12 protein-coding genes are annotated in these 17,555 nt (G+C 50.2%); 8 read left to right on the forward strand and 4 right to left on the reverse strand.

The features are described 5' to 3' along the window. Positions 1 to 53: 53 nt before the first annotated feature. Together V7P87_RS00085 and V7P87_RS00090 are read right to left on the reverse strand one after the other, a co-directional pair. Positions 54 to 2,174, reverse strand: coding sequence for a hypothetical protein (locus tag V7P87_RS00085; RefSeq protein ID WP_333795607.1), 2,121 nt, complete (start codon positions 2,172 to 2,174; stop codon positions 54 to 56). Positions 2,175 to 2,341: 167 nt separating this feature from the next. Then, positions 2,342 to 3,229, reverse strand: coding sequence for a helix-turn-helix domain-containing protein (locus V7P87_RS00090; RefSeq protein ID WP_333795608.1), 888 nt, complete (start codon positions 3,227 to 3,229; stop codon positions 2,342 to 2,344). A 1,114-nt stretch (positions 3,230 to 4,343) separates the two neighbouring features. On the opposite strand from V7P87_RS00090, the gene V7P87_RS00095 reads away from it, so the two are divergent. Together V7P87_RS00095 and V7P87_RS00100 are read left to right on the forward strand one after the other, a co-directional pair. Continuing rightward, complete coding sequence (locus tag V7P87_RS00095; protein WP_333795609.1) at positions 4,344 to 4,988, forward strand: DUF5343 domain-containing protein; 645 nt, start codon at positions 4,344 to 4,346, stop codon at positions 4,986 to 4,988. A gap of 3 nt (positions 4,989 to 4,991) precedes the next feature. Further along, the gene (locus tag V7P87_RS00100; RefSeq protein WP_333795610.1) at positions 4,992 to 5,576 is read left to right on the forward strand and encodes a Swt1 family HEPN domain-containing protein; all 585 of its coding nucleotides are present in this window, start codon (positions 4,992 to 4,994) and stop codon (positions 5,574 to 5,576) included. A 431-nt stretch (positions 5,577 to 6,007) separates the two neighbouring features. On the opposite strand, the gene V7P87_RS00105 is transcribed toward V7P87_RS00100, so the two are convergent. Further along, a complete protein-coding gene (locus tag V7P87_RS00105) occupies positions 6,008 to 6,943 on the reverse strand; it encodes an EamA family transporter (RefSeq protein WP_333795611.1) in 936 nt (311 codons plus the stop codon). A 216-nt stretch (positions 6,944 to 7,159) separates the two neighbouring features. Between V7P87_RS00105 and V7P87_RS00110 the strand changes: the two genes are divergently transcribed. Then, positions 7,160 to 7,960, forward strand: a complete 801-nt coding sequence (locus tag V7P87_RS00110; protein WP_333795612.1) for a hypothetical protein — start codon at positions 7,160 to 7,162, stop codon at positions 7,958 to 7,960. Between the two features lie 384 nt (positions 7,961 to 8,344). Here the strand turns inward: V7P87_RS00110 and V7P87_RS00115 are convergent, their stop codons facing one another. Further along, on the reverse strand, positions 8,345 to 11,170 hold the full coding sequence (locus tag V7P87_RS00115; protein ID WP_333795613.1) for a TonB-dependent receptor: 2,826 nt from the start codon (positions 11,168 to 11,170) through the stop codon (positions 8,345 to 8,347). Between the two features lie 411 nt (positions 11,171 to 11,581). On the opposite strand from V7P87_RS00115, the gene galE reads away from it, so the two are divergent. Genes galE through V7P87_RS00140 form a run of 5 tightly spaced genes read left to right on the forward strand, consistent with a single transcriptional unit; the run spans position 11,582 to position 17,539 of the window. After that, positions 11,582 to 12,640, forward strand: coding sequence for a UDP-glucose 4-epimerase GalE (gene galE / locus V7P87_RS00120; RefSeq protein WP_333795614.1), 1,059 nt, complete (start codon positions 11,582 to 11,584; stop codon positions 12,638 to 12,640). Beyond that, positions 12,633 to 13,766, forward strand: coding sequence for a UDP-glucose--hexose-1-phosphate uridylyltransferase (locus V7P87_RS00125; protein WP_333795615.1), 1,134 nt, complete (start codon positions 12,633 to 12,635; stop codon positions 13,764 to 13,766). Before galE ends, V7P87_RS00125 begins: the two co-directional genes overlap by 8 nt. Continuing rightward, a complete protein-coding gene (gene galK, locus V7P87_RS00130) occupies positions 13,759 to 14,916 on the forward strand; it encodes a galactokinase (RefSeq protein WP_333795616.1) in 1,158 nt (385 codons plus the stop codon). Before V7P87_RS00125 ends, galK begins: the two co-directional genes overlap by 8 nt. Next, positions 14,913 to 15,980, forward strand: a complete 1,068-nt coding sequence (locus V7P87_RS00135) for an aldose epimerase family protein (protein ID WP_333795617.1) — start codon at positions 14,913 to 14,915, stop codon at positions 15,978 to 15,980. Before galK ends, V7P87_RS00135 begins: the two co-directional genes overlap by 4 nt. Then, positions 15,977 to 17,539 (forward strand): sodium:solute symporter family transporter, encoded by a 1,563-nt coding sequence (locus tag V7P87_RS00140; RefSeq protein WP_333795618.1) that lies wholly within the window; start codon positions 15,977 to 15,979, stop codon positions 17,537 to 17,539. The genes V7P87_RS00135 and V7P87_RS00140 overlap by 4 nt, the downstream gene beginning before the upstream one ends. Positions 17,540 to 17,555 lie beyond the last annotated feature (16 nt).

A 17,555-nucleotide genomic window follows, 5' to 3' on the forward strand; every position in this document is an offset into this window, starting at 1 on the left:
CCTGAAAGAATGCCCTGACGCAAACCGGCAGGGCATTGTTGAGGCTGGTGCGCTCAGAGCACTAAATGTAGTGGCCTGATGCCATCCCAGCTGTACTGACGGCTGCCCTGCCCCTGCACTTTCAGTTCCAGCAGATAAGGTTTATCCACAGAAGACTGTCGCTGCACACAAAGGTCAAAATTGCTGGCAAAAGCACGAATTTGCCGTAAACACATGTGATCCCAGCCGGTAGGCAATCTGGGTGCCACGGTAAAATCTTTAAAACCTGTAGGCTCGATGCCAAATAAACCTTCTGTGATCACCCGGGCATACAGTCCACTTTCTGCCGACAGATGACGTTGATCCCCTTCCGGCCAGGCTTCCACCGCAAATGGCACATGCTCACCCAGCAGGCGTTTACGGCTGTAATACTTCAGATATTTCATCGCGGTGTCGGTTTCACCCGCCACAAAAATGCCACGAAAGGCGTATAAGGTGGCTCTGTCCCAGAAGGTCTTCGCGCCGGACTCAGTTAAAATACCGTTTTCAGTCCACAGCTGTGGCGATAACAACGCATCCAGCGTGCCTTGTTTTTGCTCATCAAAACCCATCACCAGTGGCAGTGCTATCCAGGCCCGCAGTTTGCTATTGCCCTGGTAATAACGGTAAGTGCGAAAACCCTCAACTTCGCCGGCAAAATAACGGTGAATGGCAGTACGCAGCTTTGCCGCATCAGCACCTAATGCTGTGGCTTTGTGAGGGTCCCCCAGCGCCTGATATAAATGCGCCGACGACACCAAAGCACCATAAGCCAGCATATTGGTACTTAAATTGACTTTGCCGGCCGGAAAACGGTTTTCCAGTTCATCGGTGTCGGAGGCAATCACCCCATCGCCGGTCATTTTGTGTTTGTTGTAGTCCAGACACCACTGGATCAACGGCAACAATTGCTGAGCCTGCTCTGCGTCGCCTGAGGCCAGCGCATAACGGCTGGCACCATAAGCCACCATGGCACAGTCGCCCCTGTCGCCCACCCCATTCCAGATATCCAGCCCCTCGGCCACAATAGAGGAAGGCAAAGGTTTAAACTGTGGATTGATAAAACGGGCAAAATGAAAAAAGCTGACCCGCGCCGACTCATTGCCGTTGGCATCTCCTAAAAACGGGAAAAACGGATTGACATATTCGGCCTGATCATTGGCCCAGATAGCCGCATAATAACGGCCGCCACCAGGCCCATGCATCAAACCACTTTTGGTGCGGTAAATACTTTCGGCGGCACGCAGCTTGGCAAATTCAAACATTTGGTTGAGCACAGGATCCGGCGTTTCCAGCTGTAACTTTTGCTGCAAAGAGGCCAGATACAACTGGCGTTGCAGCAAGGTATCAGCAGCTTCTTTGGCGCTGATGGTAAAGCCTGCATCCGACTGCCGCACTGCACTGAACGTTAGCTGATAACTTTGACGCCCACCTCTGGCCAGCGTGATGCTGCCGCTAAAATCACTACGGGCGCGGATCAGATAGCTGCCGTCTACCCCCTTGGCTGCTTCTGTGTTGTGGCGATAATCCAGCGGGGCAACCTGCACTGTCAGCGGGCTATTGCCCCCGTTATGCAGTTCATGCTGTTCCACCAGAAAAGCGCCGGTTGGGCTGGGGCTTAAGGTTCTGGTTAATGTCAGGCCAGAACCCAGTGCACTGTGAATTTTCAGCAAACCATCATATTGCACCCAAAGCGGACGTTCCTGAACCAAGGGTTGGCCATTGATGCTGAGCGCGGGCGACAAGGCCAGGTCAAACTGATGGATTAAACTGGCGTGGGTGTCATTGGGAATAGTGCGCAGCATAGGCCAAACCACTTTGCGCTCTAATATCAGATTGCCTTTTGTGTCAGCGCCGTAATAAATAATGGCCGACAGCTGCTCACCACTAAACTCCAGATGGTCCTGATGTGCATCCTGAACCTGCCAGCGGATAGCGCCCCGCTGCAGCTGCCAACGGTCGGTCAGACTATTGGCAAGCTGGTTCAGATCAGATTTGGTAGCTGGATGTGCGGCTGAGTGCACAGCCTCTGCACTGCCCTGCAATCTGGCATTAGAGGCCACAACAGCGGTAGGTTCCTGACTGGTACAAGACCACAAAGTTGTACAGCACCAGAACAAACCGGCACCAAGTGCCAGTAACTTTGGATTTTTCATCTTCACTCCTTAAATACAGCGGCCAGAGCAAGGGCCGGCAGTTCTGGCTGTTATTGCAGCATGGTGTGAAGCGGCCTGACTTATGGCTACAGCACAATTCACTCCCAAATAATAAGCAGCACAACAAACCCAGCGATCCGAGCCCGGAACAGCCTTAACTGCCGGCATCAGGCGCTGATCTTCTGCGTTTTATTGCGATATTGTTGTGGGGTCATCTGCAGTTCTTGCTGGAAAATATCGTAAAACCTGCTGATGGAGCCAAAACCTGCTTCGATGGCAATAGTGAGCACCCCTTGTTCGGTGTCGACCAGAAGCGCCTGGGCGTGTAATAACCGCAACCGGTTAATATATTGTTTAATCGAGATTTTCATCACACGGTGAAATAACTTCATCGCATAATTGGGGTGCAGCCCTGTAACTGCGGCCACATCAGGAATGGTAATTTTTTGGTCATAATGGTCGGCGATATACCTGAGCATAGTGTCGATATGCGACAAACCCGCCACCGGATTTTTTTGCTCTTTGCCTGTGGTTTTGTCGGACACGCCAAGTGTTTGATAACCTTCCACCGACATGCGGCGGATACGGCCGCGGATCTCACTGACCACCTGTGCTGTCAGAGCGTCGTTTTTTTGTGCTAAATCTTTATCCCAGAGTTGGGTCAGAGCCACATCCGCCGCATGGCATTGCTCAGCTACCAGCACTTCGCCCCTTAATAAAGCGCCAATAAACTCACTGGGAAACTTCCACTGCTGAAAGGCCTGCAGCGGAATATAAATATTCACCATATAACCGTCACCAACACTGGCCGTCATCTGATGCGGAATGGAAGCCCAGAACAGGATCATCCGCCCTTGTGGCAGATAAATTTTGCGGCCATTCATTAAATATTCGGCTTCGCAGTTAAACAGGAAATTCACTTCAATATGGCCATGCCAGTGGCTATGCGGCATCACGTCGGGGCTATGAATACGAAAACCAAATTTATCTTCGTTGCCCTGGCGGGTTAACGGGCTGCTGTAGTCAAAAATAATGCGCTGTAACCATTCTTGCATCGCTTGCCTCCTGTGATGGCCCTGTGCTGTATGGCAATAGCAGAGCGCTACAGCGCTGCTAAAGACAGGGTTTTTCCCTCACCCCAGCCTTGTTCCTGCTCAGCCACAACAGCCTGTTCGCCTTATTGTTTTAGTTCAAGCTGATACTACATACTGTATACAGTATCCGCAATTTATAGCTTAGAAAACAGGAATAACTGCGTGTAAAACGGGATGTGGTTTTGCGGTTGTGCCTGCAATAGGGTCTGAGGATGTTTTAGCTTGCAGCTTATGGCGTTATGCCAGGGGTATGTTGCATTTGCTGATATGGTGTTTGTTTTAGCTTGCAGCTAATGGCGTTATGCAGGGGAATGTTGCATTTGCTGATATGGTGTTTGTTTTAGCTTGCAGCTAATGGCGTTATAGCAGCGGGGACTCGCCCCCGCAGGCGAGTCACTTTTTGGGCCGCCAAAAAGTGACATAAAAAACTCCCCCGAGATCGTTCGAAAGCCCGTAGTTTTGACTCGATTTTGAGGCGCCGCCAAAACTCGGCAAGCGCTAGCGTCGCTTGCCTCAAACAGTTGTCGGCTTAAAACCTCAAAACCGGCCAAAACCACGGCTCACTTGACGGGGAGGAAAAGCGCTTACTTGAGGATTTGGTTTTCTGATTTAAGCAGCTGCAACTCGCTTATCCACGCTTTCACGACCAATAAAAATTGAAGCTGTTATAACCACTTGTCGCGAATCATATTTCTGTGTAACTTCAAAACATAGTTAAGCGAAAAAAGGGACGAGGCACGATTTAAAGTGTGGTTTGTTCCATTGAATAAGTTTTTAGTGTGTGAAAGCAAAGTAGGTGCAATTGCGCTTTTACGATACGTTCGGTTGGTTACCTTGTTTGTTGCGGAAACGCCGGTCTTCATCACGCAAATAGCTTGGAAGGGTAATTAAAAGTAGATAAAACCGTTGGCGTCTTGCGCCAACGACCAGAAAACGGCAACGTGGTTTGGTTATCTTACTGTTATTAGTTTTTAAATTACTCGGCTGGCGTTAATTGTTGCACTGTTCGCTAACAAGACACGGCACTCGCGGCCAGCGCTAATAGTTTGAAGTCAGTCAAACATAGGAGAGTTAAATGTCTAATTTGCCATATGTTCAGGCAACAGGAACGCTAGAATCAATGCTTGATAAAATAAAAAGCGCTTCTGTACCTGAAAAGTTTTCGCAGGATTTCGTCTCTACTAAATTACTCCTCAAGGGAGGTACGGCAAGAGCCATAATTCCCTTCGTTAAGAAAATGGGGCTTGTATCTTCAGATGGAACCCCGACTGAGAGATACAAAGAGTTCAGAAATCCTCACAAGTCAGATTTTGCGATTGCGGATGCAATGAGAGAGCTATTTGAACCTTTATTCGAAATGAATGAGTATGTATATGATCTTGATACTCCTAAATTGAAAGGCTTGATTGTCGAGGCTACAGGAGCAGAGGCAAACTCTACCGTAGTACAAAAAACACTTTCAACCTTTCAAGCTTTAAGAAAAAGAGCAAACTTCGATAAAGATGAAATCGAACCTGAAGTAACTCGCGATACAAGCAATGCAGACCAAAATCCAAAACATATTCCAATTGTTCAACATGGCAATGGGCGTTCTGGTGCAAATATCAAAGAGGGTATAAATCTATCCTACACAATAAATCTTAATTTGCCTGCCACTACCGATATCGATGTGTTCAATGCGATTTTCAAGAGTTTGAAACAGCACTTGATACAGGATTAGAAAATGAATCGTGTTGCTGCCATAAAATCATTTGCAATGACCAATATGTTATTGGAAGCCGAACTTGACCAAATTGAACAAAAATTTCAAATTGATTTGGGCCGCCAGAGAGTCCAGGGAAGCCAGATTGAGGATACATATTTTCCTCAGTTTGACGCTACGTTACGCGCAGAAGCAAAGAAAATGTCTGAGCACTATGTCGTGTTCTACTGTCTCGAAAAATCTATAAGGCAGCTAATTGTTGATGTTTTTGAGGCAACCGGAGATTCAAACTGGTGGGATAACTTGGTGCCAGAAGCAGTTAAGCAAAATGCTCAGAAAAGCATTAAACGTGAGAAAGAGGCAGCTGTCACACCAAGATCAACTGACCCAATTGACTATACGACATTCGGAGAGCTAGGAGAGATCATAAAATCCAATTGGCAGCTATTTGGCGGCGTAGTTTTCAACGATTTAAAGGCTATGGAAAAAGTAATGTCTGCACTCAACTCATTGCGAAACCCAATAGCACACTGTTCGGCTCTGGCAGATGACGAGGTTCTGCGTCTAGATTTGGCATTAAAAGACTGGTTTAGAATCACAAGTTAATTGTAGTGCCTTCGGGAGCGGAGCCTGCTTCCAAAAAACATATCCAATTGAAAAATAAAAAAATAAAAGCTCGGGTAAAACGCCCCTTCCCCGTTTAGCCAAGCCGATAAAAATTGAAAGTTTGAGGTTTTAAGACGCCAACTGTTTGAGGCAAGCGACGCTAGCGCTTGCCGAGTTTTGGCGGCGCCTCAAACTTTTGATTTTTAGCGGGCTTTCGAAGGCTTACCGGGGTCGTTTTTTGCGTCACTTTTTGTCGACACAAAAAGTGACTCGCCTGCGGGGGCGAGTCCCCGCTTCCACAGCACCAGCAGCTGCAAGCTGAAAACTCAAAACTGAAAACTGAAAACTGAAAACTGAAAACCAATTTAGCGCCAAGCCGCAGGCTTCAACTAAAAGGCATAGCGCATAAGCTAAAAGGCATCAGGCAACAGCTATGTCCTTTGCAACAACCGCTGTTGCAACGAACCACCAAACACATTCACCAGCAGGCCAATAATAATCACCAGCGCACCGAGCATTTGTTGTGGCGACAACTTTTCGCCAAGGAGCAAAGCGCCGCTGAACATACCCACCACAGGCACCAGCAGCGACAGTGGGGTAACACGCCAGGTTTCGTAGCGGCTAAGCAGGTAACCCCAAATGCCATAACCAACAAAAGTCGCGATATAAGCTAAATAAAACAGTGCCAGCACAGTTGGCAGTTGGATATTGACCACACTGGCAGTCATCACAGCCACACCATCAAATAACCAGGAGCAGGCCAAAAACGGCACTATCGGCACCAGCGCACTCCATACCACCAACGACATCACAGGGGTTGGATGGTCACGCATAATCATTTTATTGCTGATATTACCAAGGCCCCAGCAGAGCGCCGCAGCCAGAATACAGAGAATAGTGGTGAGGGTAATGCCCCCTGTTACATAACCTGGTGTGATCCCGACCTGGCTGGCATCGCTTTGCAAGCCTGCAGTTGCCAGAATCACCATGCCAAACACAGTCACCAGCATGCCCAGGATATGGTACCAACACAGTTTTTCCGCCAGCAGCAGCACCCCAAACAAGATGGTAAAAAACACCTGCGCCTGCAACATCACAGAGGCCAGGCCAACCGGCATGCCAAGCTTGATGGCAAAAAACAAAAATGCAAACTGGCCAAAGCTGATGGTCATGCCATAAGCAATCAGCCAGCGCAGCGGCACCTGAGGGCGTTTGATAAAAAAGATAGCGGGACATGCCGCCAGCACAAAACGTAACGCGGCCAGTAACAGCGGCGGCATCTGCTCAACACCAATCTTAATCACCACAAAATTCAGGCCCCAGACCACCACCACACAGAGCGCTAATAACTTATCTTTAAATGACATCTATCCCTGCATCCTTGTTGGCCCTGTAATCACCCAAGTATCAGCACAGTGTTGCTCGCTGGCAGCACAACAATCATCACCTGCCACAGATAAAAAATCACTGACTTCTTCAACAAAATGGGCAATATATGCAACCTGCTATATTCCTTAGGAAAAATAAGGTTATTATGCTGCTATGGTGGTTATTGCCACTAAGCCTGCAGGGAGCTGACTAAAATGTCTTTGTTTTACCGGTATTTTTTCTTGTTTTTTATGCTACTCGGCGCTTTGTCGGCCAAGGCGCAGCCAGGGCAGAAATTTCAGATTGCAGCAGCTGAACTCAGTGGTTTGTTTAATACGCCTGACATGACTTCACAAACCCCCTCCCAACAAGGAGTGTATTATCAGCTGCTGTCACAAATGCTTCAGGAAACCGGCCTTGCCAGTCGTTATGAGCTGGTGGTGCTGCCGATGAAAAGAGCCAAGGCCGATTTTGCCAAGGGACTGTTTGCCTGTTATGCCCCTGGTCTGGATACCTTTGATGCCCCAGAGCGAGAGCTGCTGGACTCTCAGTTGTTAAGCAGTACCCCCTTTAATTATGCCATGGTTAAAGTGATCAGCAGGCCTGGCACAGCCCTGGTCACCAGCGCTGCTGATGTGACAAACAAAGATCAGGTCAGTATTGTGCGTGGTGTGCCCATTAGCCCACAGATGCAGCGTATCCTGGATAATGCCCAGCATTTTTATACTGTTGGCAGTGAACTGGAAAACCTGCAGATGCTGATGTCCGGCCGGGTGAAATACAGCCTGGTGTTTTATCCGGACGTACTGGCCGCTTACCGTGAGCTTGGCCTTGAGCAGCAATTTCCCTATGACCACAACTATTCACCGTCCACTATCCGCGACAATCTGATTTGCCATCCACAGCACAAAAATGCTTTTGAGAAAATAAACACTGCAATCCAGCGTTATCAACAGCAGGGCAAACTGAAAAAGGTACTGCAGGAATATTATTTACCGCCTGAATTATTGCCTTAACCGCAGCTGATAAGTGCCTGCCGGTAAAACAACAGGCTCAGGTCAGCCGGCCGGTAAAAGGCAAAACAATGCAGAACCTCCTGCCGCCTGCGGCACTTTTGTAACCACAGTTGCCGCCGCACTTCTGACAAATACGCCTGACAAATACCACTGGCAGACAAGACTGGCAGGGCACGACCTCAAACCCTGACTGTCGCTGCACACCTGATACAGCCCGGAAAATTTCGCAAATCATTTATCTTTTTGCCCGTCCGACTGTGCCAATAGCTAATAACAAAAAAGACCCGGCCTAAGCCGGGTCAAACTCTAGGTGTACTACTTGTTTTCACTGCTCCTGAAGTGATGGGAGCAAACAACAATGTGCAGAGATCTCACACAACCCGATTAAAACTTAGCGCGCACCCCCAGTGAAAAACGCCGGCCATAAGTGGCGGCATACTGAATATGCGACCGGTCGCCTAAATAACGGGTATCAATTTTGTCCTGCAGGTTAGCGACATCCCCGCGCAAGGTAATGTTGTCGGTAATGTCATAACTGACCCCCAGGTCCATCCAGCTGGTGCTGTTATTATGCAGCGCTTCGGCCACCCAAACCCCGCCAATCACCGACCAGTTGTCCCAGGCGTAATAACCAGAGCGGTTGTTATAGGCAATACGGGCTTCAAACTTGTCGTTTTCGTAAAAAGCCACCAGGTTGGTCTGGTTTTTTGACAAACCGCGGAATGGCTTTTCATTACCTTTGTCGTCTTTTTCACCGGACACACTGTTGTTGTAGGTGTAGTTGGCCTGCAAACCAAAACCGGCTAAGTAGTCAGGCAATATCTCATCAAAGGTTTGTAAAAACGCCAGCTCATAACCACGAATGCGCGCCGTTTTGCTGCTGTCGTTATAAGGTTTCCACACTTCAAACGGCTGACCGTCAATGGTTTCACTGGTTTTATCCCATTTGATAAAACTGGCCACTTCTTTGTAAAAAGTGGCAAAGGTGACAGTGCCGCTTTCGTGGTAATACCATTCCAGCGCTGTATCAAACTGGTCTGCGGTATAGGGTTTTAAACCCGGGGTGCGGGTTTCGTAATAACGTACACCCTGATCATTAGGTTTAACATTGATGTAGGTATAAGGTGCCAGTTCGTTCAGCGACGGCCGTGAAATCACCTGAGATGCTGCAGTGCGGAAAATCACGTCATCAGTCAGGTTCATTTTAAAGTTCAGGCTTGGCAGAATATCCTCGTAATCCGACTCTTCCTGCACCGGCTGTACCGCTTCCCAGCTGTTGTCGACCGGTTTGCCATCAGCACCAAACTTCAGATTATGAATATTCTGGCTATGGCCGCTGGATGACACATCAGTGCGGGTGTAACGCAGGCCCAGATTGAGCAGATAAGGCATGTCCAACACCTCATCTTCAATATTCATTTCAACAAAAGCATGGGCAATTTCTTCTTTAATAATAAAAGACTGCGATTTAGCGATATCGGTTTTGAGTAAATCGGCAGCAGCAGGATCCAGCTCCCCCAGAAACTTATACAGGTTGTCCATATTGACCGTGGCCCAGTTGGCGGGGATCAGTGCTTTGGTATTGCCCATAAAATTACTGATATTACCGGCATCCAGCGCATTGGCCGGTAATCGCCACCATTCATGGCCATAAAAGTTCACCAAAGCAGATCTTGGCGCGTTAATTTTCGCCAGGTTTTCGCCGGCAAAAATAGAGGCATTACGCGAGCGGTGGGTAATACGCTCTTTTTCCTGACTATCTAAGCCTGCACCAAAGATCACTTTGCTGACCAGACCATCGTTTTCCCAGGTGCCGGTCACAGCGGCATTCTGGGTGGCGTCATTCACACCTGTGCCGTCGGTATTGGTGTACCAGGCACCAAACACACTATTGGGGGTCACTTCTTCCGACAAAATAATATCAGGCACCGCCTGGCCGTTATTCCAGTTGATGCTGGCCGACTCCACACCTGAGCGCGCCACCACATATTTGTTATCACCGTTGTTTTTGTTTTGCGCTTCTGAACTTGAAATATCAAAGGTATAGGTCAGGTCGTCCAGCATCCAATTGACATTCACACCATATTGATAAGTGGTGTTGCGCCTGGGTGCCCTGGTATCCACTATGTCCATCAGCGCCGGGCCTTGCCAGGCCAGCTTATTGGCCCAGCCATCGGCAGCCACATCTACGTCGGTATAAACACCGTTTTTAGCCGGTAGCCAGGACTCAGAATAAGTGACCACCGACAACTGCCGGCCGTGTGAATTAATGTCATACACACTGTATAAAGCGTCAAAATTCACATCAATATTGTTGGCCGGCCGCCATTGCAGCGCCATGGTGCCGCCGGTGCGGGTTCTTTCATCTTCATAAGAAGTCAGCTGGGCATAACCCGGGAAACGTACTGCCTTGTGCTCCACTAAACCGTCGCGGCCAATATCCACGGCCCTTTCGCTAAAACTCCAGGCCTGATAACTGTCGTGGCGGTTGGTGTAATTGGAATGGGTAATAGAAGCCAGCGCACCAAAAGTATCGTCGTTAAAAGTGTCGCTGATAAAAAATGACGCTCTGGGGTCGTGACTTTCTGCCCTTTCGTTGTAAGTGCTGTTCAGTGATCCAGACATCACAAATTTGCCAATATCCAGAGGCCGCGCTGTTTGAACATTGACCACAGCACCAATGCCACCTTCCGGCAAATGGCCTTGTGGTGTTTTATGCACCTGCACACCGCTGATGAGTTCAGAGGCAATCACGTCATAATTAAAATCGCGTGACGGGTTGTCGGACGCCAGTTTGCGGCCATTTAAGGTGGTGATGTTGTAATCGCCGGTTAAACCACGCACTGTCACTGTCTGACCTTCACCATTGGAGCGGGTGACACTGACTCCCGGAATACGCTGCAGCGCTTCAGCCACGTTTTCATCAGGGAACTTGCCGATATCTTCGGCCACTATGGCGTCAATGACGTTGTCAGCCAGTTTTTTAATTTCCTGGCTTTCTTTTAAGCTGCTGCGAATGCCGCTGACGCGGATCACTTCCACCTGCTCATTCGCCACTGTTTTCTTTTTGTTGTTTTTGGCTTTTTTCTCAGTGCTTGCAGTATCACTTTCCTGCACTTGCTGTGCTGAGTTGTTTTGATCCTGAGCCTTCACTGCCAGTGGCCATGCCAGTGCTGAGCTGATCAAAATGGCCAGATAGGTTTTTTTCATGCTGTTGCCTCGTGTAGTCAATGAATCTGGCCTGGCTTTTTTACCCGGCTGTGCAGCAGCGATAAAAACCGTCGGCCAAAAGTTGGGGGCAACCAGACGTCAGGTCTGATTGCTGTTCAACGCTGGAACGGTTTTATTAATCCGCCTTTTTACCGCTGGATGCCTCCTTAAATCCTCCGGCTATTTCTTGAAAAATAAGCACAACACCAACAGCTGCCCAAATGGGCCGGCCGCTGCCACCGTATCAGAAACAAAGCCTTGCCAAAGGTGCTGTGGTCCCTGCCGGGCCTTATCGGCTGCGCTTTTTGGCCGGAATATTCCTGCTTTCTAACCTTTGCGTTTTCTGTCGTTGACGCCGCCAAAGTGCCGGCGCTAAGGTCGCGCCATTCCAGGCCAAAACCAGGGGAACTTATGAATATTTTATTAACCGGCGGCACAGGTTATGTCGGTTCACATTGTGCTGTTGCATTGCTGCAGGCGGGTTATCAGGTAACTTTGCTGGATAACTTATCCAACAGTGATTTAACTGTGGTGGCACGTATCGGCCAGTTAGCTCAGGGTAACAGCGGCAGCAATACCCGGCTGCCGCGTTTTATTAAAGGGGATATCCGCGACGCAGAGTTGCTGGACAAGGTACTGGCCGACGGCAACTTTGCTGCGGTGCTGCACTGCGCCGGCTTAAAAGCTGTGGGGGATTCCTGGCAGCAGCCGCTGGATTATTACCAGCAAAATGTGGCCGGCAGCCTGTTGCTGGCATCTCTGACGCAAAAACACCGGGTGCCTTGTTTGTTATTCAGCTCCTCGGCCACTGTTTATGCCGTTTCTGCCGAAGCCCTGGATGAACAAAGCCCTTGTGCCCCGGCCAGCCCTTATGGCCGCAGCAAATATTTTGTCGAAGCTATGCTGACGGATCTTTGCAGTGCAAATCCGGCTATCAGTGTGATTTTATTACGTTATTTTAATCCGGCCGGCGCCCATCATTCCGGGCTGTTAGGCGAAGCGCCAAGCGGTATTCCCAATAATCTGCTGCCTTTTGTGGCGCAGGTGGCCAGTGGTGAACGCAGTGAAATTCAGATTTTTGGCAATAACTACCCCACAGCAGATGGCACTGGGGTGCGAGATTATATTCATGTCGAAGATGTGGCCAAAGGCCATCTGTTAGCACTGCAGCACCATCTGACAGAGCCTGGCCTGCATCTGTATAACCTGGGTCGTGGCCATGGTTATTCGGTGCTGGAGGTGATCCGCGCTTTTGAACGCTCCTGTGGCCGCACCTTGCCCTACCGTGTCGTGGCAAGACGGCAGGGCGATGTGGCCAGCTCTGTGGCCTGCGCCACCAAAGCCAGGCAACAACTTGGGTTTGTGGCAGAGCGGGATTTACAACAAATGACAGATGATGCCTGGCGCTGGCAACAACAATCAGGTCGCAACAACCATCAGCCGCACAAAGCCGGAGGGGCGGATGAATAAGCCTGTTCAGAGCACAGCGTCAGAGCTGCGGACACCGGTGTTTATGCAACACGAACATCCACACCGGCGCTTCAATCCGCTGACGGGCGACTGGGTGCTGGTGTCACCGCACAGAGCCAAACGCCCGTGGCAAGGTCAGCTGGAAAACCCCGACACTGACGTACTGCCCTCTTACGACCCTGAGTGTTATTTATGTGCCGGCAATGTGCGGATCAGCGGCGAGCGCAACCCCAACTACCGCAGCCCTTTTGTGTTTACCAACGACTTTGCTGCGCTAAAAACCGATGGCCCCTGTTATCAGCATAATCAGGATGATTTGTTTGTGCTGCAGTCGGTGCAGGGCACCAGCAGAGTGATTTGTTATTCAGCCGACCACAGCAAAACCCTGCCTGAACTGAGCCAGGCAGAAATAGTGCAGCTGATCCAAAGCTGGATCAGCCAATATCAGCAATTGTCGGCGCAGTATCGCTGGGTGCAGGTGTTTGAAAATAAAGGTGCGATCAATGGCTGCTCCAACCCGCACCCCCATGGCCAAATCTGGGCCAGTAACTTTATCCCGACTTTGCCGGCCAAAGCCGACCAGGCACAGCGTCAGTATCTGCAGCACCATGGCAAAAATCTGTTAATGCATTATGCCGCTGCTGAACTTCAATCCCAGGAGCGGCTGGTGTTACAGAACGAACACTGGCTGGTGGTGGTGCCTTATTGGGCCAGCTGGCCTTTTGAAACTTTGTTATTGCCAAAAGCACAGGTGGCACGGATGGAACAACTGAGCGCTGCCCAGCAACTGGCTTTGGCCGACATTCTGCAGCGCCTGACCAGCAGGTACGACAATTTATTTCAGTGTGCTTTTCCTTATTCAATGGGCTGGCATGGTGCTCCTTATCTATCTGCAGACCATAAAGAACCGGATAACCCCCAACACTGGCAATTACACGCTCATTTTTATCCGCCGCTGCTGCGCTCCGCCAGCATCAAAAAGTTTATGGTAGGGTATGAAATGCTGGCCGAAGCCCAGCGGGATATGACACCGGAGCAGGCGGCTGAGCGCTTGCGCGCCCAGAGCGACATTCATTATAAAAAACAACGGGTTGATTCCGCCCGCTCAGGAGCAGAACATGGATAAGCAGCCAGCACAGTTTGAGGCATTACAACAGGCTTTTGCCAGCCATTATCAAAAGCCGCATCAGCTGGCCTTTCAGGCGCCGGGGCGGGTGAATCTGATTGGCGAACACACCGACTATAACGACGGTTTTGTGTTGCCTTGCGCCATTAACTTTTACACCTGGGTGCTGGCGAGGCGAAATAACACGGCAACAATCCGCGTGCTGGCGCTGGATTATCAGCAGCAGGATGAATTTGACCTCAGGGCGCCGCTACAGGCTCACCCCTGTTTTGGCTGGGCCAACTATGTGCGGGGCGTAGCCAACACCCTGCTGCAACAGGGTTATGAACTAGAGGGGTGTGATATTGCCATCAGCGGCAATGTGCCCAAGGGTGCGGGTTTAAGCTCGTCGGCTTCACTTGAGGTGGCGCTTGGCCTTTGTTTTAGTACGGTCAGCGGTTTTGTGCTGTCAGGGCGCGACAATGCGCTCAACGGCCAGCAGGCGGAAAATCAGTTTGTGGGTTGTCAGTGCGGCATTATGGACCAGCTGATTTCAGCGCTGGGCCAACAAGGCAAAGCACTGCTGATTGATACCCGAAGTTTAGAGTGCACAGCAGTTGGTATTCCACCGTCATTGTCGGTGCTGATTATTAACTCCAATGTAAAACGTGGTCTGGTCGACAGTGCCTATAACCAGCGGCGGCAACAATGTGAAGCAGCGGCCCGCAAACTGGGGCTGGTGGCGCTGCGTGATATCAGCGATCTGGAGCTGAACCAACAGCAATACAAACTCAGTCCGATTGAAGCCAAACGTGCCCGTCATGTGGTCAGTGAAAATCAGCGCACTAAACTTGCCGCCAAAGCCTTGCAACAGGGTGATATCCGTTTGTTAAGCACGCTGATGGCTCAGTCGCATCAGTCGATGCAGCAGGATTTTGAGATCACTGTACCCGCTATTGATTTGCTGGTGCAGCTGATCAGTGCTGTGGTCGGTGATGAAGGTGGTGTGCGGATGACAGGCGGTGGTTTTGGCGGTTGTGTGGTGGCGCTGCTGCCCACAGCCAAAATAGCGCAGGTGCAGGCGGTGATCGCGGCAGAGTATCAGGCAAAAACCGGCTTACAGGCCGATATCTTTGTCTGTGAAGCCAGTCAGGGAGCACAACAACTGTGACCAGGCCGGGGGCAGCAGATGCTGCATTTCACTGCATCACGCTGTTTACTGAGGCCGGGCTTGAGGTCGATGTGTTGCCTTTTGGCGCTTATATCAGTGCTATCCGCTGTTTTGGCCAGCAGCTGACCTTAAGCTACCCCACACCGGCCCAGTATCACAGCGACCCTTATTATCTGGGCGCCACAGTAGGCCGTTATGCCAACCGCATCCGCCATGGCCGCTTTTGTCTGCAGCAGCAAAGCTATCAGCTTGATAACAATGCCAAGGGCCATTGTTTACATGGGGGCGCTGGCAAGAACGGCGCTTTACACCAGCAGTGCTGGCAGCTGCTTTGGCACACAAAAGACACACTGCAGCTGTATTTATTGTCACCGGACGGCAGCTGTGGTTTTCCGGGTGAGCTACAGATCTGGTGCACAATCAAACTGCAGCACACCAAGCTATTTTGTGAATACAAAGCGCTGAGTGATAAAGACACAGTGCTGAATTTAACCAACCATTGTTATTTTAATTTCAATACTGACGGCAGCTGCATCGACAATCACCTGCTGCACTCGGGTGCCAGTCATTACCTGCCGACAGATGCCGATGTGCTGCCCACAGGTGACATTAGCCCTGTGGTGGGTACCGTCTTTGATTTTCAGCAACCCACAGCACTGTCAGAGCGATTGCAGCAGCCGGCAACGGAACTTTCGGCTAAATCCGGTTTTGATCACTGCCTGGTCTGGCCGGCAACAGCGACGCAAGCCGGGCCTGAACTGACATGGCGCGCCAGCTTATGGTCACCACAAAGTGGGATACAGCTTCGGCTTTTTAGCAATAAAACCGGTTTGCAGCTGTATACCGGCCAGTTTTTAGCCACACCTTTTTTGCCGCGTCAGGCTTTGTGTCTGGAGGCACAACACTGGCCGGATGCACCTAACCAGCCGCACTTTCCACCGGCGTTATTAAAGGCCGGCCAATGGTATCAGCACCAGCTGTGTTATCAGTTTTTACAACATCCGGCTGAGCTTTGGCCCACAGAGCCCAGCAGCCATCAGGTCACAACGGGGACAGATGTATGACACTCAGTACTTTAGATTTAATGATTGTTTTTTGTTATCTGCTGGGGCTGTTGCTGCTGGCTTATCAGGTGTCGCGTGAAAAAAGCGGACAAGCCAAAGGCACCAACGACTATTTTTTGGCCGGCAACAGCCTGCCCTGGTGGGCAATTGGTGCCTCGTTGATCGCCGCCAATATTTCGGCTGAACAAATTATCGGCATGTCGGGTTCGGGTTATGCCATTGGTCTGGCCATTGCTTCTTATGAATGGATGGCGGCCATCAGCCTGATTATTGTGGGTAAATATTTCCTGCCGGTGTTTTTAAAACGACAAATTTATACCATGCCGCAGTTTTTGCAGCAGCGTTTTGACAACAGGGTGCGCACCACACTGGCGTTGTTCTGGCTGGCGGTTTATGTCCTGGTGAACCTGACTGCAGTGTTATGGCTTGGCGCCCTGGCGGTGAATGCCGTGACTGGCCTGGCGCTTTTTGAAAGTATGTTGTTGCTGGCGCTGTTATCGCTGACCTATTCGCTGCATGGCGGCCTGAAAGCCGTGGCCTTTACCGATATTATTCAGGTGGTGTTGCTGGTGGCCGGCGGTTTATTTTTGTCTTATATCACTTTGCAGCAAATTGGCGCCGGTGCCGGTGTACTGGCAGGTTTAGACCGGCTGATGCTGCAGGCCCCGGATAAATTTGACATGATTTTAAGCCCGGACCATCCGCATTATGTCAGCCTGCCCGGTTTATCCGTGCTGCTGGGCGGCCTTTGGGTGATGAACTTATCTTATTGGGGTTTTAATCAATATATTATTCAACGGGCGCTGGCCGCCAAAGACTTAGCTGAAGCCCAAAAAGGCATTGTTTTTGCTGCTTTTTTAAAAATTCTGATGCCGTTAATTGTGGTCTTGCCCGGCATTGCCGCAGTGTTGATCCTGCCTGATTTAACCAAACCGGATCAGGCCTATCCTGCGCTGATGAACCTGATGCCATCAGGAATTAAAGGGTTAATTTTTGCAGCTTTAGTGGCGGCCATTTTGTCGAGCCTGGCCTCGATGACCAACAGTGTCGCAACTATTTTTACCATGGATATCTACCGTCAGCTGCAACCGGCAAAGTCGCAGCTGCATTATGTCAAAACCGGCCGTATTGCCGGTGTGCTGGCACTGGCGCTGGCTTTAGTCACCGCCAAACCGCTGCTTGGCGATTTTGATCAGGCTTTTCAGTATATTCAGGAATTCACCGGCTTTTTTACCCCTGGCATAGTGGCGCTGTTTTTATTGGGCATGTTCTGGCCCCGCACCACGGCCAATGCAGCTTTAGCCGCCGCTATTGGTTCAGCGCTGTTGTCGCTGTTGGCCAAACAATTCTGGCCTGAGCTGCCTTTTATGGACAGGGTGGGCCTGGTGTTTTTAAGTTGTGTGTTGCTGGCTGTGCTGGTGACTTTAGCCGAGCAAAAACCGGCACCACAAACAGCAGTCCAACTGTCGGATATCCGTTTTGACACTAAACCCGCTTTTAATCTGGCGGCAGTGGCGGTGTCGCTGGTGGTGGCCAGTTTTTATTATGCCTGGTGGTAAAAAAGCCGGCTGTTGT

Source organism: Rheinheimera sp. (assembly GCF_036782235.1).
In the GTDB taxonomy this organism is placed as follows: Bacteria; Pseudomonadota; Gammaproteobacteria; order Enterobacterales; family Alteromonadaceae; genus Pararheinheimera.